The sequence below is a fragment of the Cyanobacteria bacterium FACHB-DQ100 genome (genome assembly GCA_014695195.1).
GTDB lineage: Bacteria > Cyanobacteriota > Cyanobacteriia > Leptolyngbyales > Leptolyngbyaceae > Leptolyngbya.
Genome location: JACJNW010000011.1, coordinates 118,186 through 144,025, shown reverse-complemented (window position 1 = coordinate 144,025; position 25,840 = coordinate 118,186). Strand labels below are relative to the sequence as shown.

Here is a 25,840-nt window from a genome sequence, read left to right as displayed (position 1 = left end):
AGAGCGCTACCCTTCTTGTGATGATTAGTTCTTTTTCAACCGCCGCAGTTCTTCTTGCAGATCTGCCACTTGTTGACGCATATCATCTACTGCAGTTTGCGTCGGTGCTGGCTCTTCATCGTCTAAAATCTCAATCTTGCGCGGCTCCGTGGGACGCTGTTCGGGGACGGAAGCAGTCGGAGCCGATTGCTGTGCCCGCTTGACCATTTCATCGACAAATCGCCGCGCTTCGTCTGCGTTCATCTCACCGCGATCGACCATTTCATCTGCGACTTTCTGCACCTGTACTCGCAACTCGGAAAGCTTCTCGCCTGCCTTTTCCCCGGCATAAGAGGCAACTCCGATGCCCAGATACATTGCTTTTTGAACTAAATCTCCTAAACCCATAAAACTTGCGCTCCTGGTACTCATTTCCTCCAAGATACGCAGAATTCTAATCGGTTGCCTAGTGCGATACTTCCCGCCTGCGGTGTAGAAAACCGACCCTTTGAACTCTAAAACGCTTTAAAACAAAGGAGACCCGGAGACTACGCCTATCATAAGCATCCCGTATTGCTGCTGCCTTCCGGCCCTGACAAGATTTGGGCGTTACGATCGCGTAGATCCGAGTCGCTTTCTAGCATAGCACTCTCTACGATCGTCTGCTGACAATTTCTTGGTTTATTCGACGACAACTTTCCATTCATAGAGCTTGTAATCGACGCAGTGATTGCGAATCAGCGGATCTTCTTTGACGATTTTTTCGGCTTCGTCCATCGAGTTCGCCTTAAACATCAACATTCCACCCCCAAAACAGCCCCAGTATCCGCTTTTCGCTTCGTACCCTTTGGCGATCAAATCTTTGACAAATGCTTTGTGGGCTGGAACATACTGATCGAAGGTTGCTTTGTCTACAATTCCTTTTTCAATTTTGACAAACCACGGCATTGACCCATTTCCTCTTTATCAACGGAGACTTATGCTGTAGCGTAAATGGATTATTACAGCACCTGAGTAAAGTTTGACAGGATTTAAGGGGCGTGAGTCAGATTTTTAACATTGTATGAACACAGAGTCACTTTTCTTTATCGCGCTACTTCCCACATTAGAGATTCAACAGTATGCCAATGAAGTTAAATCGTATTTTGATCAGCATTATGCGAGTTGCCACGCATTCAAATCACCGCCGCACATTACGCTACAACCTCCGTTTCGATGGCAGCACGATCGCTTCCCAATCCTGAATGAATCGATCGCAACCTTTGGCCGATCTCACGCTGCCATCCCAATCACCCTCAATGGATTTGGAGCTTTTCCGCCGCGCGTCATTTACATCAACGTCGAGCGAACCGAGGCACTCCGGACACTTCATCGGGAATTCATTGAGCATCTAGAAACGTCGATCGCGCTGGTTGATCCGAAAGAAAAATCTCGCCCGTATGCCCCTCATATGACAGTTGCATTTCGGGATTTAACCAAGCAGAATTTTAAGCTGGCGTGGCAAGAATTTAAGGAGCGATCGCTCCATTTCGAGTTCACAGCATCCCATCTCACGCTGCTAAAACACGAGGGGCAGCGCTGGCAAATTCATGCCAAGTACCCTTTGAAAGAGGAGGAATAATCATGCAGCAATTAAACAAAACACAGTTTTATCAATGGAATCAGTTTCGGTGTGCGTATGATTTTCACGAAGGTCAGGGCGTTCCGTTGCTATTGATTCACCCGATTGGAGTTGGACTTTCACGGCAGTTTTGGAACCGATTCATTCAAACTTGGCAACCGAACCCGATCTACAATCCGGATCTACTTGGATGCGGTGAATCGGATATGCCGCGAATTGCTTATGCGCCGATCGATTGGGCGCGTCAACTGCAATACTTTTTGCAAACGGTGATCAAAACGCCTGCGATCGTCATTGCTCAAGGCGCATTGTCTCCGGTTGCGATCGACCTTGCCGCGATTGAGTCGGATTTAGTTAAAGCGATCGTTCTAAGCGGCTCTCCTGCGATGTCGCTGTTGAGCCGAGACACTTCAGAGCGATCGCATCGAATTGCCTGGAATGTGTTCGATTCTCCATTCGGAAATGGATTTTATCGCTATGCCCGTCGGACTGAATTTCTCAAGCGATTTTCGATTCGGCAATTGTTTGCTGATGAAGCTCAGGTTGATTCTGAATGGTTATCAATGTTGAAACAAGGTGCGGAAGATTTAGAAAGTCGTCATGCAGTGTTCGCCTTTTTATCGAGCTTTTGGCGGCAAGATTACACAGAAAGAATTGCGAAAATTCATCAGCCTGTTTTAGCAGTATTTGGGGATCAAGCTTCGAGTATTAGTCGCGAAGGGAAAGGGGAAAAGGTGAGCGATCGACTAGATGATTATTTAGAAAAATTTCCCAATGCTAAGGGAGTAATCATTCCTGGTCGAAATGTTTTGCCTTACGAATCAACAAAGGAATTTGTGGAGAGTATTGAGGGGTTTGTGCGATCGAATACCTAAGTGTTGAGAGCTAAGTAACAATAGAGCAGAGATGCAGGAGACAAGATCATGTCAACTGAATTAAAAACTAGCCAAAAAAGTCTTTACGAAACCGATTTCGTTAAATGGGCTGAGACGACAGCAGAACAATTGCGAACTCAAAATTATGCTTGTGTCGATTGGCAAAACCTGCTCGAAGAAATCGAAGATATGTCCAGATGGGAGCGGAAAAGCCTGAAAAGCAATCTCATCGTGATTCTGCTCCATCTTCTGAAATGGCAATATCAACCAGAGTACCGGAGTGGCAGTTGGCGAGGCAGTATTCGCGAACATCGTCGGCGCGTGAACGATGACTTGAAAGATTCACCGAGCCTAGTTCCCTATCTTCAAGAAGTCTTTGCAGAATTCTATACGAATGCTCGTGAACAGGCAGCAGATGAAACAGGGTTTCCGTTGGAAGCTTTTCCCATGAATTGCCCTTATCTTCCTGAGCAGGTCATGAATTCTGAGTATCTGCCAGATTGAGAATTTTTGGATTGAACGCGATCGCACCACACATCAATGGCTCGGTCGATGCACGATCGTTTCAATCACTCTTTGTCGATCGCGAATTCCCACAATCCGCACGTAATTCTTCTGATTCTCATCTAAACAAGATTCCAATGCAGAAATTGCCGCCGCTCCATCCCCTTCAAACATCCCGTAACAGTTCCAAGAATTCGTTCTAAACCGTCGGGCATCGACCACTTCAATTCCGAGCCGTTGTCCCTGTCCCAAAATGCGATTCACTTCGCTCACAATTTCAGGAGTCAATCGATTACTCGAAGGCTGACCGTTGTAACTGCTCACTCGAACAGGTTCCGCAACCGTTGCACCATTATGAACAGGTTGCGGTGCAATCTTAATTTCACCGAGTCCACGATTGTGAACGGTTTGATTGTACTCCTCAACTAATCGCAATTCTTGAAGTCGTTTCTGTTCGCGTACCATTGCTGTTCCGACTTCGATTAGATGGGACAAACTGAAATCTGGTTTGCGGAATTCTGGTGGACGATCGTTACTGTTGACCACTCGCTGAGAAATGCGATCAATTCCCACGTCTTCAATTAAGCGACGAATTTGCTCATCGTAAAGCCGCGACCGCAGTGCGCCATAGAAATCGATCGCTTGATCCGGAAACTGATCGACTAATTTCTCAATGTCGCTCTTTGCAACCTGATCGACTTCAAAAATTCCGGCCACAATCCCAACGCGATCAGCGCGATCGGGTTCCCAGAAAAACTTATCCATCCGCCCATCGCGTGTCAATGGAGCGTACAACGTCGAGAAATCATTTCCGGTCAGAATAATTGGAATTCGCTGCGTCGGCTCAGAATCATAACTGCCCGGAAGCTGAACATTCGTCGGATTATCCGCAATATTCATCAGCGTTCCATGTACCAATTGCGTATTCACCGTGTACTGAGTGAACTGATCCACTCGTCCCGCACCCGCATCAAAATCATTAATCAGCAAAACCGCCATTTTGCCGCGCACTTTTACATATTCCCCTGCCTCTCGATACCGCAGTCGAATCAATCGCGCCGGATCACCCGCATCTGGACTTTCTAACTCTCCAGCCGACATATAAACGGCTTCGATTCCCATCCGCTCGAACACCAGATCGCACTGAAACGATTTCCCTTCGCCCTTGCGCCCGTGAATTCCCAGAATCAACGGTGCTTTCACATTCGGCAAGGATAGAAAATTCTTGGTGATGTGAACGGATAACTTATCGAGGAAGCGGGGAGAAATGTAGTAACTCATAATGGCTCACTAAAAATGGGGCAAGTCTAACTCACCCCAATTGTTAAAACTTTATAACATTAGATCCTACCGAACTTATGGCGAAATGTTTCGCGCAATTTGCGGAACTGATCGGGACACCGAAACGCCCATGTAAAGCTGATCCTGTTCTTCGAGATATCGCGCCACCGATTCATAAGCCTCTTGATTCATTGCGGTCTCTTGAGGCGAAAGGTGACTCACATAACCCATGACGTTGCCCATCACAAAGTAAACACCAACCAGTGCCGTGGCTGCCATCGAAACCAATGTGCCAGCCAGCATCAGAGAGAACTCTTTCTGCTCGATCGCTTCCTGCATGAGATGAAGCGCCCAAGCCACAAGAGCAATGACAATGAATAAGATTGTTATCACCATAGTTTACACATTGTAACAGACGCTCAGAAAAGAAGCTTCAATCTGAGCGCGATTGCAAAGAAAGATCCTTTAATCCTGGTGGTAGCAAATTCTTATCAGCCGCGACCGGAACACTCCTCTAAGTTCAGTCATTCTATGCGTGTCGCACGGGAACCTGGCGATCGCTTAAGTATGTCTTTATCTGCTCAACGCTTAACTGCCCGTAATGCAGCAACGATGCCAATAACGCAGCTTCCGCCTTTCCCTCGGTTAAGGCTTGATAAATATGTTCACAATTCCCTGCACCGCCAGAGGCAATCACCGGAATCTCCACTTGCTGAGCGATCGTACCTGTCAAGTCCAGGTCATACCCCGCCTGCGTTCCATCCGCATCCATGCTGGTCACAAGTAATTCTCCTGCACCCCGCGCTGCGACTTCTTTCGCCCAAGCGATCGCATCGATTCCGGTATTCTCCCGACCGCCCCGCACATACACATCCCAACCTGGATTGGTGGGATCTTCCCGACGACGGGCATCGATCGCCACGACAATACACTGAACTCCGAAGCGATCGCTAGCTCGGTTAATCAAATCCGGATCACGCACCGCCGCCGAATTGATGCTGACCTTATCGGCTCCGGCTCTGAGGAGTTTCTTAATCGTGTCTAAATTTTGAATCCCGCCCCCGACCGTCAACGGAATAAACACCTGTTCCGCCGTCCGGTACACCACATCGTAAATAATGTCTCGATCTTCATGCGTTGCGGTGATGTCCAAAAACACAAGCTCATCCGCGCCCGCTTCGTTGTAAACCTGCGCGAGTTCCACCGGATCACCCGCATCCCGTAGATCTACAAAATTAACCCCTTTAACCACGCGCCCCGCTTTCACATCCAAACAGGGCAGAATTCGTTTTGCCAACATATCAAGTTACTTTCTGGTGGGAAAAGGATCGTAGCGCTAACTTGGAGCGGGAGTCTAGAGGAAATTGCTGCAAGTTCGGCCCATCCTACGCTGAACTAATCCTGCACGTATTCCCGATCGCTCAACAAACACTGCTCCGCCCTGACGAACTCGCGTCCCAAATAAGCAGCATGATCTAATCGAGAAACGCAGCAAGTTTCCGGCTTCTCAAACACCTCGATACACAGTTCCTTTGCAGTTCTGCCTTTAAAGGTCTTCGTCGGTCTGCGCTTTAGTTCACCACCGCAAGGGAGCGGCTCCCCCGTTTCGGGATCACACGCTAAACCCTTCTCGTTGATCGTGTTCGTGTAATGCTCTGCACAAATTAAACGCGAGGCACGATCGACATAAATAATAAAGTAGCCACTCGGATCGAGTTCAATGAATCGATTCGACAACTTATCATCAAAGGCAACTGGGTTGAAAACAGCTTGAGTCATGTCAGCAAAAATATGGATCTCCTGATCAATTCTAGATTTTGAAGTCGATCGTTTGTTGCTTAAACGGCAATTCTTGATTAATTGCATCAATTTCTTGCTGTTCGAGATCGTTAATTTGATCAATGTGCGATCGCAAAATTTGAGACAGGCGACCGTTATAAAACCGATGCAAAGAATGGTTCGGAGTCGCCGGAAATCCGCGCCGCTTCTTGTGTCGTCCTCCTGCTCCCGGATCAAAAATTTGAATCCCGTTGTTGATCCCCCACTCGATCGGCGCGTAATAACACGCGTCAAAATGCAAACAATCAATTTCCTGTTTACAGCCCCAATAGCGCCCGTATAAACGATCGCCCTTGCTTAAACAAAACGACATCCCGATCGGGTGGTCATTTCCTTCTGCAAATGCCGCAAAAAACACCACGCGATGCCGATATGTTGGATGAAGCTGCTCGAAGAATTTCTTGGTTAAATACTTACTGCCCCACCAGCCAAACTTATCGCACGTATCGCTGTAAAAGCTGTACATCTGCGAAAAGAGCGATCGAGGAATCTCATCCCCAGTCAGCGCTTTAAACGTCAATCCCGCATTCACTACGGCTTTACGCTCTCGTTTAATATTGCGGCGCTGATTGGCATTAAACGCATTCAAATAATCATCAAAGCTCTCATACCCCTGATTCGACCAGATAAAGTTATGGTGCATCCAGGAGCTAAATCCATGCCGCTCCATCACCGTCCGCCATTCGGGATCAACATAGAGAAAATTACAGCCAGAAATCCGATTGCGGGAGCAAAAATGATCGATCGCGCTCACCATCATTTCTGTGATCTCATCCTCATCTTCTCCGGGCGCAATCAAAAACCGATATCCTTCGGCTGGCGTAAACGGCGACATTCCCAACAGCTTCGGGTAATACTGCACCCCTAACCGTTCCGACAAATCCGCCCACTGATGATCAAACACAAACTCCCCGTAGCTGTGTCCCTTAATATAAAGGGGAGCCGCTGCAATTAGTTCGCGATCGCGCCACACCGTCAGATGATTCGGCATCCAGCCCGATCGAGCCGTTGTACTGCCAGAAGTCTCCATATTATGCAGCCAGTCCCACTCCAGAAACGGCGTTGAGAGCGGCATTGCCAACGCATCCCAAGCCGCCTGCGGCACTTCAGAAATTCGATTAATCCACGCGATCGAGGTACGGGGCTGGAGTTGTTCAACCATAACCAGACTTTAGAATGCTTCATACAGCGTAATAGATTTGCTCAAATCTGGCATAACGCTTTACTGCGTGGAACTTGTTCAATGCCTAGAAACTCGGAAGAAGGCGGATTTGATTGCAGTTCTCTCCACATCCCAGAAGAATTTTATTGAGAATGGCAAAAATCTTTTATCACCGTTAAAGTGAAGAAACGTTTTTCAGCGGAAATTCGTTCAAGATCATGACGCTGATCTTTCCCTTCTCTTTCGAGCGATTCCCCGATCGCGGTAAGCTTTGACTTGTGCGTCACTTTATATCATCGGTGCTGCTCTACTGTGCTGCTGCGTCTCTTACTCCGGTTATAAAGGGCTTATGGCGAAGTCATCCCAATCCTCATTCCGTCGCATCCTGCTGAGACGTTTGTTGCTGCTCAGCATTCCGGTGCTATTGACAGGTGAGGTTGTTGCGTACAAAAAAGCAAGAGCAGGACTGCTCGAAACGGCACGGCATAATCTCACCGCCAGCGCCTCTCGTAAAGCCGAAGCGCTACAAACCTCGATCGCCAGCTTGCGATCAAATCTTGCACTCGCTGCCACCTCTTCAGCGCTACAGCTTAATTCCGCGCAATCCACCTACGATTTTCTAGAGCAGCTTCGACGCTCTTCTCCGATCGCGCTTCAATGTGTCCAACTGATCAACGTGAGCGATGGAACCGTTAGATCCAGCACTTGTGGGAATCAGGCGATCGTCCAGTTTCCGTTTGATCCCTGGCAAAATTACTCCACACCCTCGAATATTGTCGATGTTAAACATATTCAGGTTGCTCTCGCGTCACCAGCGAAAACTGGAGAGCTATCCGTTGATCATCAGCTTAATTTAGTGGTGAGTGCGCCTGTAACGCTGAAATCAGAGAAGCAAGAGGGGCGGTATGCGCTGAGTGTCCAAGCATCTCTCTACTCAAAGCCGGAACCCGCGCTGAACGCGATGACCACGGGTTATACCATCGTGATTGACGATTCTGGAGTCATTTTGGCCCACCCGATCGCCGAGCGCATCGGACGCAATATTCGCCAAGGAGCCAACGCAGAACAGCTTCAGCGTGCGTTTGAAACCGCGATCGCCAATAGCACGGTGGGCGATCGTGCCACCAATCAGCAAGAATCGCTTGATCCCGTTCTGTTTGAAGAGAGCGGTGCAGAATGGATGGCAGGCGGCAGCGCGATTCAGGTATCGCTGAAAAGCGGGGAATCTTCGACTTGGGTAGTGTTGGCAGCCACTTCAGTAGATAGCGCGCTCTACGGTTTGACAGACATCAAACAAGTGCTGGTCATCCTGACAGTAGGACTCTTAACGGCAATTTTGCTCGCCACGATCTACCTCACTCGTGATTTAGCGCTTCCGATCGAGCAGTTAAGCGAATACGCGCTGAAAATTCGGCAACGATTCAACGGCGAACGCGCTCCCAAAAACTTTAAAGTGCGCGAACTCAACTATCTTGCAGAAGCGCTCGATAATATGGTCGAACGACTAGAAGAGCGAGCCAGTGAGCTAGAAGCCGCATGGCAAGAGGCACAGTCTGCCAATCAGGTGAAAAGCGAGTTTCTAGCCACCACCTCTCACGAATTGCGGACACCGCTGAATGGAATCATCGGCTGTGTGCGATTAGTCCGTGAAGGATTGTGTGATAGCCGCGAAGAAGAACTAGAGTTTCTTCAGCAAGCCGATCGTTCGGCAATGCACCTGCTGCAAATCATTAACGATCTGCTTGATATTGCCAAAATCGAAGCGGGTAAAGCCGAACTCAATCTGCAACCGATCCAGATTCGCGAGTTGTGCCAAGACTGCCTCAAGATGGTGCAGCCGACTGCTGACCTGAAACGATTAAAGCTGATGCTGCATTTTAATGCCGATTGCGATCGCGTTCCCTTAGATGAGTTGCGGGTGCGCCAGATGCTGCTGAATCTCTTATCGAATGCAGTGAAATTTACGCCCGAAGGGGGAACGGTTTCGCTGGTGGCGCGAATCGGCTACGGCTATCAACTCGTTCAGGATGTGCGCCCCGATCGCAGCCCGATTAATCAAGAAACCTCTTATCTTTGCCTGGAAGTCGAAGATTCTGGCATTGGCATTCCAAAAGATCGGTGGCACCTGCTATTTAGACCCTTCCAGCAGGTGGATTCATCCATGACTCGTAAGCACGAGGGGACTGGGTTAGGGCTTGCCTTGACGAAACGCTTGGCAGAAATGCACGGGGGAACGCTGTCGTTTTGGTCAGTCCCCGATAAGGGCAGTACATTTCGGATTTGGTTGCCGTGGGTAGCATCTAGTAGCGAAAAGCCTAAAAGTACGATCGATGAAAAGGTGAATGCTCCATGCAGTGAGCCAATCGGAGGATCGATCGAGCAGTCCGGCAGAAAGATTGAGGGGTTAGGAACCCGAAGCTAGGAATTTTGAAAGCCGGATGGTTGCTAGTTAGCGGCTCAGTGTTGATGGAACTCTTTCTATTATTTTTTTGAGCATTGTAAAACTCTATTGACTGCTTCCGTAACGGCAAACCGCGCAAGCGTAGTTTTCAACGAACAATAAATTAGAGGACTGTTTCATGCAATACCGCTATCTTTTAGTGGTGAGTGCGTTGTCGCTTGCCTTTCCGATGGCTGCCTCCGCCGCCGTTTACACTACACAAACCGGACAAACTCGCTTTGTGCTGGATGAAAGCAATGGGAAACCGATCGTTGAGTACGTAACTCGAATTCAGGGTAGAGACTGGATTGGGTCGGCGAATGTCTCCGGCGTCCCAGTGCCAGAAAGTGCCGTGTCGCGCTATCAGGGGACGTTTCGAGACATTCGCTCAGGAGGAGGAGCGGAGCAAGTCTGTACAGGCACGATCGACATTCTCAACAATCGCCCCAGTCAAACGTTTTCGGTCACTTGGAAAGTCACAGGCGGAAAAGCTTGTCCGGCGATCGGGCAGACCACGACGCTGAGATTAGTCGATGCGCTGCCCCGTCCAGATGCGCGAGGAGATTTTACGCCTGCGATCGTCAATCAGTGGAATGGTGGCACCCAGTCTACCACTTGGCGCAGTTGGCGGGTCGTGTCAGCAGATGGCTTTCTCAACTGTCGCGCAACACCGAATGGTGCACTCAGAAAGACCTATAAAACTGGAACGCCGATTACTGCGTACCGCGATCGTTCTGGGCTGGCAATGACTACCTCAAATGGTGTGCCCTGGCTGAGAACGAGTGATAACTGCTTGGTGCGGGCAAACTCCCGATACATTCAGCCCACCAACTTGTTTTAGTGTGATTGTAGGTTAAGCAGGTAGGATCAGTGCGGCGATCGCTTCTAGATAAACGCGGCTGAATCCTTCTGCTGCACTCAGCGAGAATTGTTCGATCAATCCTTGATGCTGAGTTGAAACCGTACTTCCCTGCTTAATCACCACTCTCGTATCTTCAAAGATGTCCCGCGTCAGCATCATTTCAATGTCAGTGGGATCATTCAAAATCACCAGATTGCTATTGGTGTAGAACATTCCAGCGCGATCGAGAACTGATTCAGGATATTCAGCAATCAGCAAATCTAGCTTCGGATGCCGCAAGAGATTTTGAACATTGGTGTTGTAGTCTGAGTGCAAGGGTTTTTCAGAGTGATTGATCAATACTCCATCTTGACAGACGGCTCCAATCGTCCAGTGCGGATGATGCCGGAGAATATAAGCGATCGCTTCTTGTAGTTCTGGAAGGGTGACGCGATTGAACGTAATGATCGGGATGCGACCAGTATCCCCTGCATGAAAGAATGTTCTGAGAATGTGAGTGGTGACATCAACACTTTGACCCACAGAGGGCTTCATGTGCATAAACACACCCGGAGCTGCATTAATCTCAATGATTGCAAAGTTGCCCTCTTTCCAAGAGCGACTCAAATCGCGAGTAATGATATCAATTCCTAAGCAAGTCAAGCGAAAATGTTGAGCGACATCTTGCGCTAAAACAATGTTATCCAGGTGAATGTTTGAAGTGGCATCGATGCTCAGCCCGCCTGAAGAAAGGTTGGCAACTTTGCGGAGATAAACTTCACGATCGCGCTCTAACACACTGTCTAATGAAAAGCCTTGCTCAGTTAAGTACCGCTCCATTGCATCATCAACTTTAATTTTTCCAAGCGGTGAAGTCGGAGTATCACTACGTTCACTAGAGCGATTCGCACGAGCGATAAGTTCTGAAATGGTTAATTTACCGTCTCCAATCACTGAAGCCGGACGGCGCTCAGTTGCGGCAACAAACTTACCATCTACACACAACAATCGAAAATCACTGCCCTCAATGCTCTGCTCAACAATGATTTCCACCGGATGCTCCGGTTCAACGGCATCTACTGCTCGATCGAAGGCGGCTTCTAAGTCTTCATCACTGCGAATATTTGCAGTAACACCAATGCCTTTATGTCCAACCACAGGCTTGACTGCAACCGGATAGCCTAGTCGATCGACTGCACTTTGAGCTTCTTTGAAGGTACTCACAATTCTTCCTTTGGGTACCGGAAAGCCTAGTGTACTCAAGAATGCTTTACAGTCATCTTTGCGCGTTGTGAAATCTGAATCAAGATGACTATCACCATCAAACGTAGTTGCAATCCCTCGAACGTGCTTACGACCATATCCATATTGCATCAAGCCTTCATCCCACAAATAGAAAGCGGGAATTCCCTGGGAATGCGCCGACTTCAGCAGTGCATAAACTGTAGGGCCGCCATAGGTCGATCGACGAAACTGTGCCTGTAGCACCTCAATATGATCACCAATCTCGAAATCTCGCCCTTGTGTAATTGCCTCAAACCAATCCCAGGCTGAAAAGATAATTTCTCGACTGGTACGAGCGTGTAGCGTTTCGATCGCAATTCGATCAAACTTTGGATAAGCTTTCAGATTCCAATGCTGTAAATGCAGTTCCATCTCAAGCTGGCTCAGGTGGGCGACCGTTTGAGCGAATAAATCAGCATGAGATTTGAACGAGATCTCGTAGAAATGAGGATAGCGATCGCTGATGGCATTCGCATACTTTTCTAACGGCAGAACACTTTGATTTTCAGTTTGTGCAAAATCAAATACAGTCGCTGCCGTTGATAGATACGGATTTGCACCCATGTAATAGCGAATGTTGAAGATGTCAAACGCATCCGTCTTTCTTGCATTGACTCGGCTAACTTCAGACACGCGATCGAGCACCATAAGATTTCCGTTCATCTCTACGTTGAGACTGTACTTAAGTGAGCGGAACGATCGCGTCTATCTGTAGATATTTCTTCAACATCAGAAGACGTAGAACCCTGGCAGGGTGACAAACCCTACTCAAAATGATTACAACCAAACTAAGTTAAGATAAGGAAACATAGTATGACTATCTCTACAGATCATCTACGGGAAGAAGTTCATGCTTTAGCAGAAGAAGCGTTCCATCTGCACTTAATTTCAGGCTATGGCGATGGCGAATATGAAGGCGAGTATCAAATTGTTTATAAAGGTAAACCGAGACATTTGCCGTTAGAACGCGCCAAAGCATTTTTAATCAACTTAATGCAGCCGGAAATGACGAGCTTTAATCAATTCCGACTGGGGTTGATGTTGATGATGGAAAGCTATCGTCGGCGATCGAATGAGTCTCGACCACAATAGTTCAGTCTCAAAAAGTTCAGTCTCAGAACTGAGCTTAAGTGTATCTAAATCTACCATTTGGTTGTGATGGCGTTTTGCCTGGATGTGCTTGAGTTGAGTTAATTGATATTGCGACTGGAGCATAGTTATGGTGAGTCAGGTTGACACTCAAGCCCAAGAGAGCGTAGCACTGCCAGAAACACATGGAGAACTTGTGATTATTGGGGGTGCAGAAGACAAAGAAGGAGAATGTAAGATTCTGCGGGAATTTGTGCGCCGTGCGGGCGGGCTTCAGTCACGCATTGTAGTGATGACGGTTGCAACCGGATTACCGGGCGAAGTTGGAGAACAATATATTGGAATTTTTCGCCGCTTGGGTGCAGAAGATGTCAGAGTGGTTGATACTGCACACCGTGATGATGCCGGTGATCCAAAAGCGATCGAGGATGTTACCCAAGCGACCGGAATCTTTTTTACCGGAGGCAATCAAGCCCGGATTACAGAATGCCTCAAAGATACAGAACTCGAAGCAATGCTACACAAACGCTTCTCCGAAGGTGCTGTGATCGCGGGAACCAGCGCAGGTGCAGCAATGATGCCCGATATGATGATTGTGGTCGGTGAAGGTGAAACCAATCCACGACGCGAAGTGGCTGAGATGGATCGCGGCATGGGATTTTTGCCGAATGTGGTGATTGATCAACACTTCGCACAGCGCGGACGTTTAGGACGATTGCTTTCCGCTTTGGCGCAACAGCCTGCCAGTCTGGGCTTTGGAATTGATGAAAATACTGCGATCGTCGTCAACGGCAAGATTGTAGAAGTGATCGGCGAGGGTGCAGTGACGATCGTCGATGAATCTACGGTGGTACACAATAACATTGAAGCATTGTTACCGGACGAGGATTTAGCGTTTTGTGGTGCAACGCTTCATGTGCTGCCGAGTGGCTACAAATTCGATTTGGAGAAGCGATCGCCCATCTTTAATTAATCTATCTTTAGTTAACTACGAAGTGTTTATGGTGTTTGCCAAGCAATCTTCTTCAAAGCTTGGTGAACACCCGATCATCTTGGATTAGTATCTTTTTTCGATCTGATGTTAAAGAATTGCTGAAGATTAAAAACCTGCTTGGAAAAGGCTGTAATTCTGGACGACAGCATGATCAAACAGTTTGACACTTAACAACTTAATAGGTGTGAGTCTTGAACAGTTAGAGATCGCTCATTGCTGTCAATCAAACGCATCGAATCTTATGCCTACCTTGCTTGTTAAAAACATCCATACCTTAGTGACAATGGATGAAACCCGACGGGAAATTCGCAATGCAGCAATGCTCATTCGAGACAATGTAATCGAGCAAGTTGGAGCCACAGCAGAACTACCGCAAACCGCAGATGAAGTATTAGACTTGAGCGATCGGGCTGTGGTGCTTCCCGGTCTTGTCAATACACATCACCACTTCTATCAAACGCTCACCCGTGCTGTTCCCGCCGCTCAGAACTGTGACTTGTTCAAATGGCTGCAAACTCTTTACCCAATCTGGGCAAAGCTCACTCCAAGAGCCGTGTATATCAGCGCTCAGATGGCAGCCGTTGAGCTAATTCGATCAGGCTGTACAACCGCAAGCGATCATCTCTATATCTATCCGAATGGTAGTACGCTTGATGATGAAATTCAGGGAGTGCAAGTGGTTGGGCTGCGGTTTCATGCCAGTCGGGGCAGCATGAGCGTGGGGGAAAGTCAGGGAGGACTGCCGCCAGATTCGGTAGTAGAAAAAGAAGCAGATATTTTGAAAGATAGCCAACGATTGATTGAGCAATATCATGACAACGATCGTCATGCAATGTTACGGATTACGCTTGCACCCTGTTCTCCGTTCTCTGTAACGCAAGACTTAATGCGAGAATCGGCAGCAATGGCACGATCGTACTCCGGTGTTCGATTACATACTCACTTGGCTGAGAACAACTCTGATGTTGAGTACAGCTTGGCGACCTTTGGTATGACCCCTGGAGACTATGCAGCCTCAGTGGGTTGGATTGGTTCTGATGTGTGGCACGCGCATTGTGTGCAGCTAGACGATAAAGCGATTCAACAGTTTGGCAAAACTGGAACTGGAGTGGCGCATTGTCCTTGTAGTAATATGCGACTTGCAAGCGGGCTGGCGCCGATTCGTAAGATGCTTCATCATAATGTTCCCGTGGGCTTAGGGGTTGATGGCTCCGCCTCAAATGACACCTCGAATCTCTTGAATGAAGCCCGGACTGCATTTTTAATGGCACGAGTCCGAGAGTTAGATGCTGCTGCAATGACGGCACGGGAGGCGCTAGAACTGGCAACGCTTGGAGGCGCAAAGGTTTTAGGGCGTGACGACATTGGTTATCTAGCACCGGGAATGTCAGCCGATTTCATTGCCATCAATCTCGATCGACCGGAGTTTGCAGGGGCGCTTCACGATCCAGTAGCAGCACTGATTTTCTGCCAGGTCAATACTGTAGACTATAGTTTTATCAATGGTCGAAAGATTGTTGATCAAGGACAAATCACTACGATTGATCTTCCGACTTTGATCGAGGAACACAATCGATTAGCACATCAGCTAATCTACCTGTAGAAAGAACCAAAGTTACACTACTGACATCAGGATTAAATCTCTTATTATTTCAGGGAGTCACAACGTTTGAAGATGTGATCGTTGTTGCAACCGTTAATGCTGATTTGATCCAAGCCGCACCCAATGGAACTTTAACGCGCTGGGTTAATACTGATTTTCTCTACCCATCGGGGGACTGCCAGCAGGCAATATGTTCAACGCTTTTACTGCCAAATTCACAGGCTTCGGGCTTAGATGCGACCCATTCACGGCTGCATTCACTGCAACAAAACCAAGCCGCATTGATCAAGACTCTCAACGCGCTCGACGGTAATGAGTCGGAAACTGGTCAACCTTCTAGATTGGCTTTGTTCTGATCTACCTTCGCAGCGCCTGTGATGTGCCGTCGAATTGAATTACCCTTTTAGGAATGAGACAGAGACATCTACAATCTGAGAGAACAGAAGCGAGATTCCAATCCCACAAACTACGAACCCCGTCGATCGTAAGCTGTCGAAAAATTGCGGTTGTCCAGAGCGTGTCAGCAACGCTTTGCCTAGTCTAGAGGCGATCGCCGCGATACACAACTGAATGCCAGTGAAACCTAATAAATATGCGAATACGGCAGTCATCTGTGCCCCCACGATCGCTTCGCCGTAAGCATATCCATGACACACGCCCGCGATCGCACTCAGGACAGTGATTGCTTTCAAATCGTTCTTTTGAGTCAGCAGAAAGCCAAATAGCAGGATTGTTCCGGAGATCAATAGTTCAATTCCTGCAAAATTGAAACCGAGAAGATGTAACCCGGTTCCGCCCATCGCAGACCCCATAAAAGCGAATAGGATTGCCGCTCCTTGTCGTTTTACGGCTGCTAATAACCCGATCGTCACGATAAAAGCAAAGTGATCGACACCAATCAAGGGATGTGCTAATCCTGACAAAAATCCTTCCCAGAAGTTACTCGGCGTTTTCCCGTCCATTGGATGATGCGCCATTGCTGGAGAAGTCATGAGCAGCACACTCATGGCGCTTAGAACAATGAACCCTTTTGTCTGAATACTTTGGTTGAAAGCAGTGAATCGAGAAGCCTTACAGTGTTGAATCATTCATCCCTCACAGATCATGCGTGTTGTTTAACGGAAGAACTAGAAGCAATCTTTTACCAATTCAGTCGTTCGTTGCTCTAGCTCTTCTAGCGAAATTAAATTCGTGTCCAACGCTAGTCGCTCTAGTGCCAACAACCAACGCTGGTAATAATCCCAGTCTGGATCATCCTTACAATGCGTGGCTTCCCACTCTGCGATCGAGGCGATTAATTGCTGGCGAAACTCTTCCCACTCGTAGTGACCTTTCTTCGAGAGCGCGATCGCCATGCCAAAAGCGCGTCCTTCCCAATGCCTTTCAAATAGCAGTTCTCCGTTATTTCGAGGGGGTGCATTCGGATCAACCAGCATACTGGCTGCCGCGAACTGTTCAAACTTGACGTGCATCTGATCCTCCAAGGTTTTTAAGCTGGGACAACTACTTTTGCTGCACCCTGCATTGCTTCGGGAGTGACGATCGCAGCAAGCTGTTCTTCAGTCCAATCCTCGGTTCCTGTGGGACGTTCTGGCAATACAAACCAGCGAATCTGGGCACTCGTATCCCAAACTCGAATTTCAGTGGAGTCAGGAACGTCTAGACCAAACTCTTGCAATACTTTTCGAGGTTCGCGAATGGCTCTGGCGCGGAAGGTTGGATCTTTGAACCAGTAGGGCGGCAATCCTAAAACGGGCCAAGGATAGCAAGAACACATCGTGCAAACAATCAGATTATAAACCTCTGGTGTGTTCTCCACAGCTTTCATGTGTTCGCCTTCTGCTCCTGCCATACCACGTGGGAAATTCATTGATGCGATCGCGGATGGCGTATCCTCTAATAGTTTCTGCTTAAACTCTGGGTCAATCCAGGCTTTTGCCACAATTCTCGCGCCGTTAAATGGCCCCATGTCCTTTTCAAAGAACTCAACGACCTTATCAACAGTTTCACTGGTGATAATTCCTTTTTCAATCAGGAGCGACTCCAACGCCCTCACACGAGCAGCACTATAAGTTTCGCGATCAATACTTTCAGTCATGATTCCTGTCCTTTATCAGTTCCACAGAAGTTAAGCTGGATCTTCTAGATAAGCTTCAAAAATTTGCACATAGATCCACGTTTTCGGCTCAGTCAAATTGCCCCAAATCTCATGAGAATCAAATTTGACGTTATAAATAGGCATCGGATCGCCTACGCCATCTCCCGTTGGAAAGTAATAGTTGTAAGCGCCTGGATAGACTACATCAATTACGCCTTTTTTGGTTCGTAGATACCCTGGCAGTTTGCAATGCTCCGTTGGCGGCGGGTTTCCGACAGTGACCACATCACCCACTTTGAACTTGGGCTGAATATCAACCTCACATTTGGGCGAATCTCCAATCCGCAAATACTCGATCACTTGATTGTCGATCGCGGGTTCTCCACCTTGAGGCAAGGGCGCATCTGGCTTTTCTAGATAGGCGGTCGTTTTTGCATCAAGCTCCTCTTTGGAAACATAGCCTGATTCGACAAAAAAGCCAGAAATTCCACCCAACCACTTTTCATAGTAGCGGTACTTGAAATAGTCAAAGGGATTCATCCCTTCAGCACCTTTACGCAGATGCCCCCAAGTCCAAAAGCTCTTAAACCGAGTCGGGACAGTTTTAACTGCGTCTAGATGGTTACTTAATCCCATCATGGCAACGTGAATGCCAAAGATGCGTTTTTCCCAGGGTTGAACAAATACCCGTTTTTCAAAGCTAGAAGGTGCTAATCCTTCAATTCCACCAATGTAGTGCTGTAGTTTCATCTTGATTCTTCTCTGTGTAAATGATCCACGGCTTGCCTAGACGCGAGTTTGCTCTCTCGTGGGAACGCCTTGTGTCGTCATCGCTTCGCCCCAAATCTCTGATAGATAACCGAAAACTCCGCCTAAAATCATCGCTGCTGCTGCAACGAGTGCTGGATTTTCTAGTCCTGGAGTTGTAATTGCTTTGTCGGTCGCGATCGTGGTTCCAACCGTGGAAGCAAACCCCCAAACGATCGCCGGAATTGCTCTCAATAAAGGAACTTTTGAAGCTTGCACCATTGCCGCGCTGCCAAGTCCAACACAGATTGCAACAATTAGAGGGTTACTTCCCAAAGCTGCGATCGCCAGAAGCGTGAGAGATGCGATCGCGATTCCCGTTAGATTAGACGCAATGCTCTGTTTAAGCCCTGAAGACTTACCTCCCAGGATAAAGAACGATGCCCAAGCAATAAACGTTACCCACACGGGGACAAGAATGAGTGTCGCTGTGAGATGAGTATCGATCGCACCTAGCACCCCAATACTGACACTGTACGCATCTAGCTTTTTCATATCATCAGATCCTACTGATAGATGAGGTTATGTTCTTGCTGCAAAATCTAGACCAGACATGATTGGAAGCCGCTTTTGAGTTCTGCTTCTGGCAACTCTCGCCCGATAAACACCATCTCATTCCTCCGCAGTTCGTCGGATTTCCAGGGTCGCCCCGGTCTGCCGTCTAACAACATATGCACCCCCTGAAGTACAAACCGTCGATCCTCATCGTCTACATTCAAAATGCCTTTCATCCGAAAGATGTTTTGACCTTGAATCTGGACGAGTTGATTTAACCAGGTTGTGAGTTTGTCGCTGTTTACAACCCCAGGCTCAACGATCGAGACTGAGAAAACAGTCTCGTCATGCTCATGCGCTGATTCGTTGAGAAACTCTGGATCAATTGATAAAGCATTTTTGAGGTCAAACGCTTTCACTCCTAAAATCGAACTGATCTCAAGATTGCAGTTGTGAGTCCGGTAGAGTTTGGCAAAGGCATTCACTGACCGAATTCGCTGTTCTAACGTTCCGAGCCGTTCAGCAGAAACGAGATCAATCTTGTTGAGCAGAATAACATCGGCAAACGCAATTTGTTCTTGCGCTTCATTGCTATCCCAATGCTCCCAAATATATTTCGCATCAACAACCGTAACAACGGCATCTAACTGCGTTTTAGATCGCATTGTTTCATCGACAAAAAAGGATTGAATGACTGGGGCTGGATCAGCTAATCCAGTGGTTTCAATCACAATGTGATCAAACTTCTCGCGCTTCTCCATTAAGTTACCAACAATCCGAATTAAATCCCCCCGAACTGTACAACAAATGCAGCCATTGTTCATTTCTAAAATTTCTTCATCAGCATCCATCACAAGCTGACTATCAATGCCTACGTCCCCAAATTCATTCACAATCACAGCAACTTTTTTACCGTGTTCATGATGCAGAAGATGATTCAGCAGTGTTGTTTTGCCTGACCCAAGATAACCAGTAATGACTGTAACAGGAATAGAGCAACTCAGCATAATTTAGCGCGATTTCTACGATTGGTCAGTGTTGAGCAATGAGATTGCTTTAAGAAAATTCTGTCTATATCTTTGATTCGATCGAGCTTGAGTTTATTAGTCCCACTAATGTCCCTGAAGAAAAGTAGTGATTGAGACAAATTGAAACTCACTTGCTTATAGCCTTGAGAGGCAGACGCAATGATCGATCGAGGGAACTGGATTAATGTCCAATCATCCAGGGTCGCCCTCCTGCGTGGCTTCTGTTTTTTGGAGCTTCCGGCTCTGTTTTGCGTTTAACCAGTTGTGGCTCTGGGTTTTCGCGCTTCAGCCGCAGCCCACCAGACAACACAGCCGGAGCAGAAAAAATTCGTTTGGCGGGAGCTTCGCAGGTGGGACAATGAGCCGAAGACGTTGATTCAGAAATCGATCGCCACACATCAAAAATGCCACAGCTCTCACAGCGAAATTCATATAAGGGCATACCGTTCATCTTTTGCTACATGAACAATTAGGGGATGAGAACCACCCCACTTCATCGAGTCTGTTGGTTACACAGGTAAAATTGGCTGATCAAAAATCTCTGTTGGAATGGCGACTGTACAACAGGCATTTGGAATGTCTACAATGCCGCTGATTCTGCCTTCGACCGGAGCGCAACTGAGCAATAGATAGGCTTGCTCTCCGGTGAAGCCAAATTTCTTCAGGTACTCGATCGCATTGAGACAAGCGCGACGATACGCAATGTGAACATCCATAAAATACTGCTTGCCCGTAAACTCATCGACTGAAATTCCTTCAAATACAAGGTACTCAGAGTAACGCGGTTCAACAGGCCCCGGCTTAAAGATCGGATTGATCATGCCGTACTTGTCCATTCCGCCTTTGATAACGTCTACGTGGAGGTCGATAAAGCCAGACATCTCGATCGCACCACAGAACGAAATCTCTCCATCGCCTTGCGAGAAGTGAATGTCGCCCATCGAAAGCTTTGCTCCTTCTACATAGACCGGGAAGTAAATCCGAGTGCCACGCGACAGATTCTTGATATCACAATTGCCGCCATGTTCGCGAGGCGGAACTGTTCTAGCGCCTTCTGCGGCGATGAGATCGAAGTCAGATGCTGCCACTTGCCCTAAGATCGCATTCTTCGGATTTGGTAAAGCAGCTAACGTTGCCAAATCGCCTTTGATTTCTGCTCCATAAGTGCGGCGATCGGGTTGAGAACTCATTAGCTCTGCTTCCCGCTTGTTCCACGTCGCCAAAAGTTCATGCGATGGCGCACAGCCAATCAAACCGGGGTGAGTAATCCCCGCAAACCGCACACCCGGAATATGCCGTGAACTCGTATAGATGCCCTGGAAGTCCCAGATTGCTTTAGCGGCTTTGGGAAAGTGATCGGTTAGAAAGCCACCGCCATTTTCTTTAGCAAAGATGCCTGTAAAGCCCCACTCATCCCCTTGCAGCGCTCCAATATCGAGCAAATCTACAACAAGAATGTCTCCGGGTTGTGCGCCATTCACCCAGATAGGGCCGCTGAGAACGTGAACGACTGTTAAATCGACCTCTTCAATATCTTTTGGATCATCATTGTTCTTGATCTGCCCATCCGTCCAATCCTTACACTCAATCCGAAACACCTCGCCCGGATTCACCGAAACGACTGCTGGGATATTGGGATGCCAGCGATTATGTCCTGGCAATTCCTGCTGATCCATTGGTTTAGTGAGATCGACCTTAAACAATGTCTTCGGCATAGTTCTCTCCTTGAAATAACAGGATGCAGCAATTTCTATTTCCGCGTCGCATATCGACACCGTGCCAGCCTAACTACTCAAAACACCGATCTACTAAATTCAGGTGCGATCGATTCAAATGGCAATCAGTTCATAGCGTTAAATCTTAGATATAAAGAACACAATTATCGATTGAGAGATTGTGTCGGAAGAGACAATTTTCCAAAATAGATTCTTTAATGCGCCTATCAATCAGCGTACTTCCAGATTGTTTTAATCTCTGAGACTTCAGACCAAAGCGGTCTCTACACAAACGGTTACAACCAATTTTGCTACGCTTACTGCTGCTTATCACTATCAGAAAAACTGATTATGAGTGACTATCGCTTAGTTGACTGTGATTTTTATGACCAACTTGAAGCATTGGCAACTTTGCACCAGGTCTGCTCGATCGTTTATCGCAATGCACTGGGAGAAACGATTGAAGTTTACGATCGCATTGTGGATGTCTATGCAGCAAATAAAGCAGATTTCTTGAGGCTCAACAGTGGAACTGAAATCCGGCTCGACCATCTCATTGCAGTCAATAGCAACCCAATTCGTTTTGCTCAGACGTAAACTTGAACATAGAATTTGTAACCACAAGCACAACATTAATTTAGTGAAGTCTGCTTTTATAGATAGAACGTTCTATTTGAATCGAATCATGACTCAGACAACCTTTACCACGCAAGTCAAAACGCCTCTCCGCCCTGTAAGCAAGGATGGATTGGAGAATCTAGCTGCAACCGCAAAGGCAAATCCTAACGTTGTCAAATCGTTGAAGGTTAAGACGGTCTGTGAAGGACAGTTTCGTAATCTGACTTATGTGCGTGATTTGCCTGCTCATGTGATTGACGAACCACCGAGTTTGTTAGGAGAAGACACAGCCCCCAATCCTTCTGAAGCGGTGTTAGCTTGTTTAGGTTCTTGTTTGTCTGTTGGCATTCATGCTAACGCTACAATGCGCGGAATTGTTCTGACAAAGCTAGAACTAGAATTAGAAGGCGACATCAACATCACAGGAGTTTGGGGCATTGGGGATCTCGCTGAAAAGCGGCTCGGCTTTACCGATATTCGCGTCAAGGTTGATTTAGAAGGCAATGCGAGTCGTGAGGAGCTAGAAGACTTGGTGGCACACTCTAACTACTGGTCGCCTGTTGCAAACACCTTACGCTTACCCGTCAACATGGAAGTTGCTTTGGCATAGACTGAGGCATCGCTCCTACTTAATTTTTGCAGTACAAATCAACGTCTCTTACGCTTCAATCCCTTCTCCTACAGGCTTTAGAAGACATATCCCTTGGCATCTAAGAAGCAAGCAGAAGCTTTCCTAAAAGGGAAGGGATTGGAACGAAGGTTATTTTCGACAGTTAATCATCTCTTTTCAGAACTGTTCACAACCCCGTTTTAGCTATGCAACTAATTTCTAGCTCGGTTGCGGAACCCACCTCGCCTCCCTCGATCGCTGACACATTGATTCAATTGAATACTGCAATTCGCACTGATCTTGCACCGATCGTGTCCGACATCGATCAAGGGAAATATCCTCGTACTTTTATGCACCAAGTTGGTGCTATTGGTGGTTTTGCTCAAGCAGTTTCTCCAGAATTTGGCGGTACGGGGAATGGTTTGTGGGCTGCAATTCAAGTGATCGAAGCAATCTCGGCAGAATGCCTCTGTACTGGGTTTATGACCTGGTGCCAGATTGCTTGTACCTGGTATATGCAGAATAGTGACAATAATTATCTGCAACAGCAGGTTTTACCTCAAGTCGCAACGGGAAAGCGTTTGGGCGGCACTGGGTTGTCAAACCCGATGAAGCACTTTGCTGGAATTGAGAAAATTGCGCTGGTTGCAGAACGTCGATCGGACGGTTATGTGCTGAATGGAATGCTGCCCTGGGTTTCTAACATTGGAGCAGGACATTACTTCGGCATTGCGGCTCAATTGCCGGATTCTGATCAGTATTTGATGGCGATCGTCTCTGACGAATTAGAGGGACTGACGCTGCGACAAAATGCTCACTTCATTGCATTAGAAGGCAGCAATACCTATAGCTGTGTGTTTCGCGATGTGTTTGTCCCGGATGAATTGATTTTGGCGGCTCCCTGTACAAGCTATGTCAACCAAATTCGTCCAGGATTTATTTTGACGCAAGTTGGCATGGGGTTAGGACTCACCGCAAGGTGTCTTGAGATTATGAAGCGTAGCAATCAACGCTATGGGCACGTCAATTGTTTTTTGGATGATCAAGTTGATAACTTGAGTGAAGAGCTAGAAATGGCTCGTCAAAACACGTCTGTACTTGCCCATGCAATCACGGGCAAAACCACAATCGATCGCACTCAACTCAAAGCCGTGATCCAAGCCCGGATTACAGCATCGGAATTGTCATTGAGAGCCGCTAATGCTGCAATGTTGCACACAGGAGCTAGAGGCTATTTACATGGCGCAGAAGTGGAACGCAAGCTACGCGAATCTTACTTTGTGGCGATCGTCACTCCAGCTTTGAAGCAGCTAAAAAAGATGCTGCATGAACTGTAAAAGAACACCGTTGTTATAACCAGAACCATACGATCATGGCAGCACACACGAAATTGTTAGAGACGAGCGGAGTTTATTCTTTATCTGAGTTAGCTTGTGCTTGTGGTGGATCACATCGATCGCAAGATCACTGGAAATTTTTAGAAGGAATGCCTCAAGATCCAGTTGATTTGATTGATGACTTGATCAAGATGGGGCACTATGCAGACACAACATTGGAATTCGCTAAGAACTTGACTTATGCTGAATTTCAGAAAGCATTGCTGCTGCGAATGATTGATCAAGCAGAGCCAGAACAGCGCGACTTGTGCAATGACTTAATCCAACAAGCAGGCGGATTAGAAGAAGCCTTTGCCGCCGCATTTGGTCCGAATGCAGTTGAATTCTTGGGTGATGCGGTGCGGTTGAGCCGATTCCGGCGGCGAGATTTTTTGGTTAAAGTTGCTGCGGCTGCGGCAGTGGTGACGCTCGCAAGTTGCGGCAGCAGGCGCGAAACTCAATCTTCAACCGCTTCAGCCTCCGCTCCCACTAACTTAGAAAAATCGAATCTGACGATCGGCTTTATTCCGATTGCTTGCTCAATTCCGATCGTTGCCGCAGAACCTTTAGAGTTTTACAAAAAGCAAGGGCTGAATGTGACGTTGAAGAAAATGCCGAACTGGGCAGCCGTACGAGAAGCCGCGATCGCAGGAGAGTTAGACGCTTACCATATGCTGTCGCCGATGCCGATCGCGATCTCTATGGGTTTAGGTTCTACTGCTTTTCCAATTAAGCTTGCTAGTATCGAAAACATCAATGGACAGTCGATCGCAGTCGCCAACAAGCACAAAGATCGCGTCAAAACGGCAGCAGACTTCAAGGGAATGTCGATCGGGATTCCTTTTCCTTATTCAATGCACAATCTGTTGTTACGTTACTATCTTGCTTCTGGTGGGCTAAATCCAGACCAGGATGTGAAAATTGAGATTGTGCCGCCGCCAGATTCGGTTGCAAAGATGGCTGCTGGACAAATTGATGCATTCTTGATGCCAGATAACTTTGGGCAACGGGCAGTCTTCGAGAAAATTGGCTTTATTCATCTATTGACCAAAGACTTGTGGAATGGTCATCCCTGCTGTGCCTTTGCTGCTAGCCAGACTTGGATTGATGCTCATCCGAACACATTCCGAGCTGTGAATAAATCAATTATTGAATCTGCTGCCTACACAGATAACGCAGCAAATCGAGGAGAAATCGCTAGGCTGATGAGCGATCGTAAGTACCTCAACCAGCCAGAACCCGTGTTGCAAGCTGTGTTAACCGGGAAATTCGAGGATGGGCTAGGCAACACGCTGGATGTCCCCACCCGTATTGGCTTTGACACTTATCCCTGGAAAAGTTTCGCGGCTTGGATCTCATCTCAGATGGTGCGCTGGGATTTGATGCCCGAAGCCAAAGCAAACTATGACGAAATTGCGAATCAAACCTTTATGACTGATCTGGCACGAGAGTTAGCACAGGAGGTTGGGCAAAATCCGCCCACTGAACCGACCCGCGTTGAAAAGCTTAAAACGGGTGAATTCAACCCTGCGAATGCTTCTGCGTATGTACAAGAGCAAATTAAGAAGTTTGGAGTTTAGT

General features: G+C 47.5%; 27 protein-coding genes, 1 other RNA gene and 2 pseudogenes. 12 read left to right on the top strand and 18 right to left on the bottom strand.

The window, feature by feature from the left end:
- Positions 1-24: 24 nt before the first annotated feature.
- The 3 genes from H6F51_02550 to H6F51_02540 form a co-directional block, all read right to left on the bottom strand.
- Complete coding sequence (locus tag H6F51_02550; protein MBD1821397.1) at positions 25-387, bottom strand: hypothetical protein; 363 nt, start codon at positions 385-387, stop codon at positions 25-27.
- Positions 388-514: 127 nt separating this feature from the next.
- Positions 515-611: signal recognition particle sRNA small type (gene ffs / locus H6F51_02545), an RNA gene on the bottom strand.
- Positions 612-660: 49 nt separating this feature from the next.
- Positions 661-927 (bottom strand): hypothetical protein, encoded by a 267-nt coding sequence (locus H6F51_02540; GenBank protein ID MBD1821396.1) that lies wholly within the window; start codon positions 925-927, stop codon positions 661-663.
- A 115-nt stretch (positions 928-1,042) separates the two neighbouring features.
- Here H6F51_02540 and H6F51_02535 point away from each other — a divergent pair, with 115 nt between their 5' ends.
- The 3 genes from H6F51_02535 to H6F51_02525 are packed head-to-tail and all read left to right on the top strand — an operon-like array spanning position 1,043 to position 2,979.
- Positions 1,043-1,600: a 2'-5' RNA ligase family protein gene (locus H6F51_02535; protein ID MBD1821395.1), complete on the top strand. Its 558-nt coding sequence runs from the start codon at positions 1,043-1,045 to the stop codon at positions 1,598-1,600.
- Positions 1,601-1,602: 2 nt separating this feature from the next.
- The gene (locus H6F51_02530) at positions 1,603-2,475 is read left to right on the top strand and encodes an alpha/beta hydrolase (GenBank protein ID MBD1821394.1); all 873 of its coding nucleotides are present in this window, start codon (positions 1,603-1,605) and stop codon (positions 2,473-2,475) included.
- Between the two features lie 48 nt (positions 2,476-2,523).
- Positions 2,524-2,979 carry a DUF29 domain-containing protein gene (locus tag H6F51_02525; protein ID MBD1821393.1) on the top strand — a complete coding sequence of 152 codons (456 nt, stop codon included), beginning with the start codon at positions 2,524-2,526 and terminating at the stop codon, positions 2,977-2,979.
- Positions 2,980-3,012: 33 nt separating this feature from the next.
- Here the strand turns inward: H6F51_02525 and H6F51_02520 are convergent, their stop codons facing one another.
- From H6F51_02520 to H6F51_02500, 5 genes and pseudogenes are all read right to left on the bottom strand, one after another.
- On the bottom strand, positions 3,013-4,260 hold the full coding sequence (locus H6F51_02520; GenBank protein ID MBD1821392.1) for an AAA family ATPase: 1,248 nt from the start codon (positions 4,258-4,260) through the stop codon (positions 3,013-3,015).
- Positions 4,261-4,470: 210 nt separating this feature from the next.
- Positions 4,471-4,656, bottom strand: a pseudogene (locus H6F51_02515) (hypothetical protein).
- 133 nt (positions 4,657-4,789) lie between these two features.
- The gene (gene hisF, locus H6F51_02510; GenBank protein ID MBD1821391.1) at positions 4,790-5,560 is read right to left on the bottom strand and encodes an imidazole glycerol phosphate synthase subunit HisF; all 771 of its coding nucleotides are present in this window, start codon (positions 5,558-5,560) and stop codon (positions 4,790-4,792) included.
- 95 nt (positions 5,561-5,655) lie between these two features.
- A complete protein-coding gene (locus H6F51_02505; protein ID MBD1821390.1) occupies positions 5,656-6,039 on the bottom strand; it encodes a DUF4346 domain-containing protein in 384 nt (127 codons plus the stop codon).
- Positions 6,040-6,070: 31 nt separating this feature from the next.
- The gene (locus H6F51_02500) at positions 6,071-7,261 is read right to left on the bottom strand and encodes an N-acetyltransferase (protein MBD1821389.1); all 1,191 of its coding nucleotides are present in this window, start codon (positions 7,259-7,261) and stop codon (positions 6,071-6,073) included.
- Between the two features lie 349 nt (positions 7,262-7,610).
- On the opposite strand from H6F51_02500, the gene H6F51_02495 reads away from it, so the two are divergent.
- Positions 7,611-9,683, top strand: a complete 2,073-nt coding sequence (locus H6F51_02495) for a sensor histidine kinase (protein ID MBD1821388.1) — start codon at positions 7,611-7,613, stop codon at positions 9,681-9,683.
- Positions 9,684-9,840: 157 nt separating this feature from the next.
- Positions 9,841-10,542 (top strand): hypothetical protein, encoded by a 702-nt coding sequence (locus H6F51_02490; protein ID MBD1821387.1) that lies wholly within the window; start codon positions 9,841-9,843, stop codon positions 10,540-10,542.
- Between the two features lie 12 nt (positions 10,543-10,554).
- Here the strand turns inward: H6F51_02490 and H6F51_02485 are convergent, their stop codons facing one another.
- Positions 10,555-12,474, bottom strand: a complete 1,920-nt coding sequence (locus H6F51_02485; GenBank protein MBD1821386.1) for an acetate--CoA ligase family protein — start codon at positions 12,472-12,474, stop codon at positions 10,555-10,557.
- 165 nt (positions 12,475-12,639) lie between these two features.
- Here H6F51_02485 and H6F51_02480 point away from each other — a divergent pair.
- From H6F51_02480 to H6F51_02470, 3 genes and pseudogenes are all read left to right on the top strand, one after another.
- Positions 12,640-12,822, top strand: a pseudogene (locus tag H6F51_02480) (hypothetical protein).
- Between the two features lie 223 nt (positions 12,823-13,045).
- Positions 13,046-13,888 carry a cyanophycinase gene (locus H6F51_02475; protein ID MBD1821385.1) on the top strand — a complete coding sequence of 281 codons (843 nt, stop codon included), beginning with the start codon at positions 13,046-13,048 and terminating at the stop codon, positions 13,886-13,888.
- Positions 13,889-14,150: 262 nt separating this feature from the next.
- On the top strand, positions 14,151-15,512 hold the full coding sequence (locus H6F51_02470; GenBank protein MBD1821384.1) for an 8-oxoguanine deaminase: 1,362 nt from the start codon (positions 14,151-14,153) through the stop codon (positions 15,510-15,512).
- A gap of 144 nt (positions 15,513-15,656) precedes the next feature.
- Here H6F51_02470 and H6F51_02465 read toward each other — a convergent pair whose 3' ends face one another.
- From H6F51_02465 to H6F51_02425, 9 genes are all read right to left on the bottom strand, one after another.
- Entirely contained in the window at positions 15,657-15,794 is a 138-nt protein-coding gene (locus tag H6F51_02465) for a hypothetical protein (protein ID MBD1821383.1), read from the bottom strand.
- A gap of 113 nt (positions 15,795-15,907) precedes the next feature.
- The gene (locus H6F51_02460; GenBank protein MBD1821382.1) at positions 15,908-16,600 is read right to left on the bottom strand and encodes a HupE/UreJ family protein; all 693 of its coding nucleotides are present in this window, start codon (positions 16,598-16,600) and stop codon (positions 15,908-15,910) included.
- A gap of 39 nt (positions 16,601-16,639) precedes the next feature.
- The gene (locus tag H6F51_02455) at positions 16,640-16,984 is read right to left on the bottom strand and encodes a nitrile hydratase accessory protein (GenBank protein MBD1821381.1); all 345 of its coding nucleotides are present in this window, start codon (positions 16,982-16,984) and stop codon (positions 16,640-16,642) included.
- Positions 16,985-17,001: 17 nt separating this feature from the next.
- Positions 17,002-17,610: a nitrile hydratase subunit alpha gene (nthA, locus tag H6F51_02450; protein MBD1821380.1), complete on the bottom strand. Its 609-nt coding sequence runs from the start codon at positions 17,608-17,610 to the stop codon at positions 17,002-17,004.
- 30 nt (positions 17,611-17,640) lie between these two features.
- A complete protein-coding gene (gene nthB / locus H6F51_02445) occupies positions 17,641-18,360 on the bottom strand; it encodes a nitrile hydratase subunit beta (GenBank protein ID MBD1821379.1) in 720 nt (239 codons plus the stop codon).
- Positions 18,361-18,396: 36 nt separating this feature from the next.
- Positions 18,397-18,912, bottom strand: coding sequence for a DUF1097 domain-containing protein (locus H6F51_02440; protein ID MBD1821378.1), 516 nt, complete (start codon positions 18,910-18,912; stop codon positions 18,397-18,399).
- 47 nt (positions 18,913-18,959) lie between these two features.
- Entirely contained in the window at positions 18,960-19,919 is a 960-nt protein-coding gene (locus H6F51_02435; GenBank protein MBD1821377.1) for a GTP-binding protein, read from the bottom strand.
- 202 nt (positions 19,920-20,121) lie between these two features.
- Entirely contained in the window at positions 20,122-20,382 is a 261-nt protein-coding gene (locus H6F51_02430) for a zinc ribbon domain-containing protein (protein ID MBD1821376.1), read from the bottom strand.
- 67 nt (positions 20,383-20,449) lie between these two features.
- The gene (locus H6F51_02425; GenBank protein MBD1821375.1) at positions 20,450-21,655 is read right to left on the bottom strand and encodes an acetamidase/formamidase family protein; all 1,206 of its coding nucleotides are present in this window, start codon (positions 21,653-21,655) and stop codon (positions 20,450-20,452) included.
- 351 nt (positions 21,656-22,006) lie between these two features.
- Here H6F51_02425 and H6F51_02420 point away from each other — a divergent pair, with 351 nt between their 5' ends.
- The 4 genes from H6F51_02420 (at position 22,007) to H6F51_02405 (ending at position 25,839) form a co-directional block, all read left to right on the top strand.
- Positions 22,007-22,252 (top strand): hypothetical protein, encoded by a 246-nt coding sequence (locus H6F51_02420; protein MBD1821374.1) that lies wholly within the window; start codon positions 22,007-22,009, stop codon positions 22,250-22,252.
- 88 nt (positions 22,253-22,340) lie between these two features.
- Positions 22,341-22,883 (top strand): OsmC family protein, encoded by a 543-nt coding sequence (locus tag H6F51_02415; GenBank protein MBD1821373.1) that lies wholly within the window; start codon positions 22,341-22,343, stop codon positions 22,881-22,883.
- A 206-nt stretch (positions 22,884-23,089) separates the two neighbouring features.
- Positions 23,090-24,220 (top strand): acyl-CoA/acyl-ACP dehydrogenase, encoded by a 1,131-nt coding sequence (locus H6F51_02410; protein ID MBD1821372.1) that lies wholly within the window; start codon positions 23,090-23,092, stop codon positions 24,218-24,220.
- Positions 24,221-24,255: 35 nt separating this feature from the next.
- The gene (locus tag H6F51_02405) at positions 24,256-25,839 is read left to right on the top strand and encodes an ABC transporter substrate-binding protein (GenBank protein ID MBD1821371.1); all 1,584 of its coding nucleotides are present in this window, start codon (positions 24,256-24,258) and stop codon (positions 25,837-25,839) included.
- The last annotated feature ends 1 nt before the right edge of the window (position 25,840 follow it).

Bases quoted from the DNA above. Each gene is read 5' to 3' on its own strand.
- H6F51_02420 (MBD1821374.1), top strand. From the start codon at position 22,007: ATGAGTGACTATCGCTTAGTTGACTGTGATTTTTATGACCAACTTGAA.
- nthA (MBD1821380.1), bottom strand. From the start codon at position 17,610: ATGACTGAAAGTATTGATCGCGAAACTTATAGTGCTGCTCGTGTGAGG.
- H6F51_02405 (MBD1821371.1), top strand. From the start codon at position 24,256: ATGGCAGCACACACGAAATTGTTAGAGACGAGCGGAGTTTATTCTTTA.
- H6F51_02475 (MBD1821385.1), top strand. From the start codon at position 13,046: ATGGTGAGTCAGGTTGACACTCAAGCCCAAGAGAGCGTAGCACTGCCA.
- H6F51_02425 (MBD1821375.1), bottom strand. From the start codon at position 21,655: ATGCCGAAGACATTGTTTAAGGTCGATCTCACTAAACCAATGGATCAG.
- H6F51_02530 (MBD1821394.1), top strand. From the start codon at position 1,603: ATGCAGCAATTAAACAAAACACAGTTTTATCAATGGAATCAGTTTCGG.
- H6F51_02455 (MBD1821381.1), bottom strand. From the start codon at position 16,984: ATGCACGTCAAGTTTGAACAGTTCGCGGCAGCCAGTATGCTGGTTGAT.
- H6F51_02535 (MBD1821395.1), top strand. From the start codon at position 1,043: ATGAACACAGAGTCACTTTTCTTTATCGCGCTACTTCCCACATTAGAG.
- H6F51_02440 (MBD1821378.1), bottom strand. From the start codon at position 18,912: ATGAAAAAGCTAGATGCGTACAGTGTCAGTATTGGGGTGCTAGGTGCG.
- H6F51_02460 (MBD1821382.1), bottom strand. From the start codon at position 16,600: ATGATTCAACACTGTAAGGCTTCTCGATTCACTGCTTTCAACCAAAGT.
- H6F51_02430 (MBD1821376.1), bottom strand. From the start codon at position 20,382: ATGCCCTTATATGAATTTCGCTGTGAGAGCTGTGGCATTTTTGATGTG.
- nthB (MBD1821379.1), bottom strand. From the start codon at position 18,360: ATGAAACTACAGCACTACATTGGTGGAATTGAAGGATTAGCACCTTCT.
- H6F51_02465 (MBD1821383.1), bottom strand. From the start codon at position 15,794: ATGCGGCTTGGTTTTGTTGCAGTGAATGCAGCCGTGAATGGGTCGCAT.
- H6F51_02500 (MBD1821389.1), bottom strand. From the start codon at position 7,261: ATGGTTGAACAACTCCAGCCCCGTACCTCGATCGCGTGGATTAATCGA.
- H6F51_02415 (MBD1821373.1), top strand. From the start codon at position 22,341: ATGACTCAGACAACCTTTACCACGCAAGTCAAAACGCCTCTCCGCCCT.
- H6F51_02550 (MBD1821397.1), bottom strand. From the start codon at position 387: ATGGGTTTAGGAGATTTAGTTCAAAAAGCAATGTATCTGGGCATCGGA.
- H6F51_02525 (MBD1821393.1), top strand. From the start codon at position 2,524: ATGTCAACTGAATTAAAAACTAGCCAAAAAAGTCTTTACGAAACCGAT.
- H6F51_02470 (MBD1821384.1), top strand. From the start codon at position 14,151: ATGCCTACCTTGCTTGTTAAAAACATCCATACCTTAGTGACAATGGAT.
- H6F51_02435 (MBD1821377.1), bottom strand. From the start codon at position 19,919: ATGCTGAGTTGCTCTATTCCTGTTACAGTCATTACTGGTTATCTTGGG.
- H6F51_02540 (MBD1821396.1), bottom strand. From the start codon at position 927: ATGCCGTGGTTTGTCAAAATTGAAAAAGGAATTGTAGACAAAGCAACC.
- H6F51_02490 (MBD1821387.1), top strand. From the start codon at position 9,841: ATGCAATACCGCTATCTTTTAGTGGTGAGTGCGTTGTCGCTTGCCTTT.
- H6F51_02485 (MBD1821386.1), bottom strand. From the start codon at position 12,474: ATGGTGCTCGATCGCGTGTCTGAAGTTAGCCGAGTCAATGCAAGAAAG.
- H6F51_02520 (MBD1821392.1), bottom strand. From the start codon at position 4,260: ATGAGTTACTACATTTCTCCCCGCTTCCTCGATAAGTTATCCGTTCAC.
- H6F51_02505 (MBD1821390.1), bottom strand. From the start codon at position 6,039: ATGACTCAAGCTGTTTTCAACCCAGTTGCCTTTGATGATAAGTTGTCG.
- H6F51_02410 (MBD1821372.1), top strand. From the start codon at position 23,090: ATGCAACTAATTTCTAGCTCGGTTGCGGAACCCACCTCGCCTCCCTCG.
- hisF (MBD1821391.1), bottom strand. From the start codon at position 5,560: ATGTTGGCAAAACGAATTCTGCCCTGTTTGGATGTGAAAGCGGGGCGC.
- H6F51_02495 (MBD1821388.1), top strand. From the start codon at position 7,611: ATGGCGAAGTCATCCCAATCCTCATTCCGTCGCATCCTGCTGAGACGT.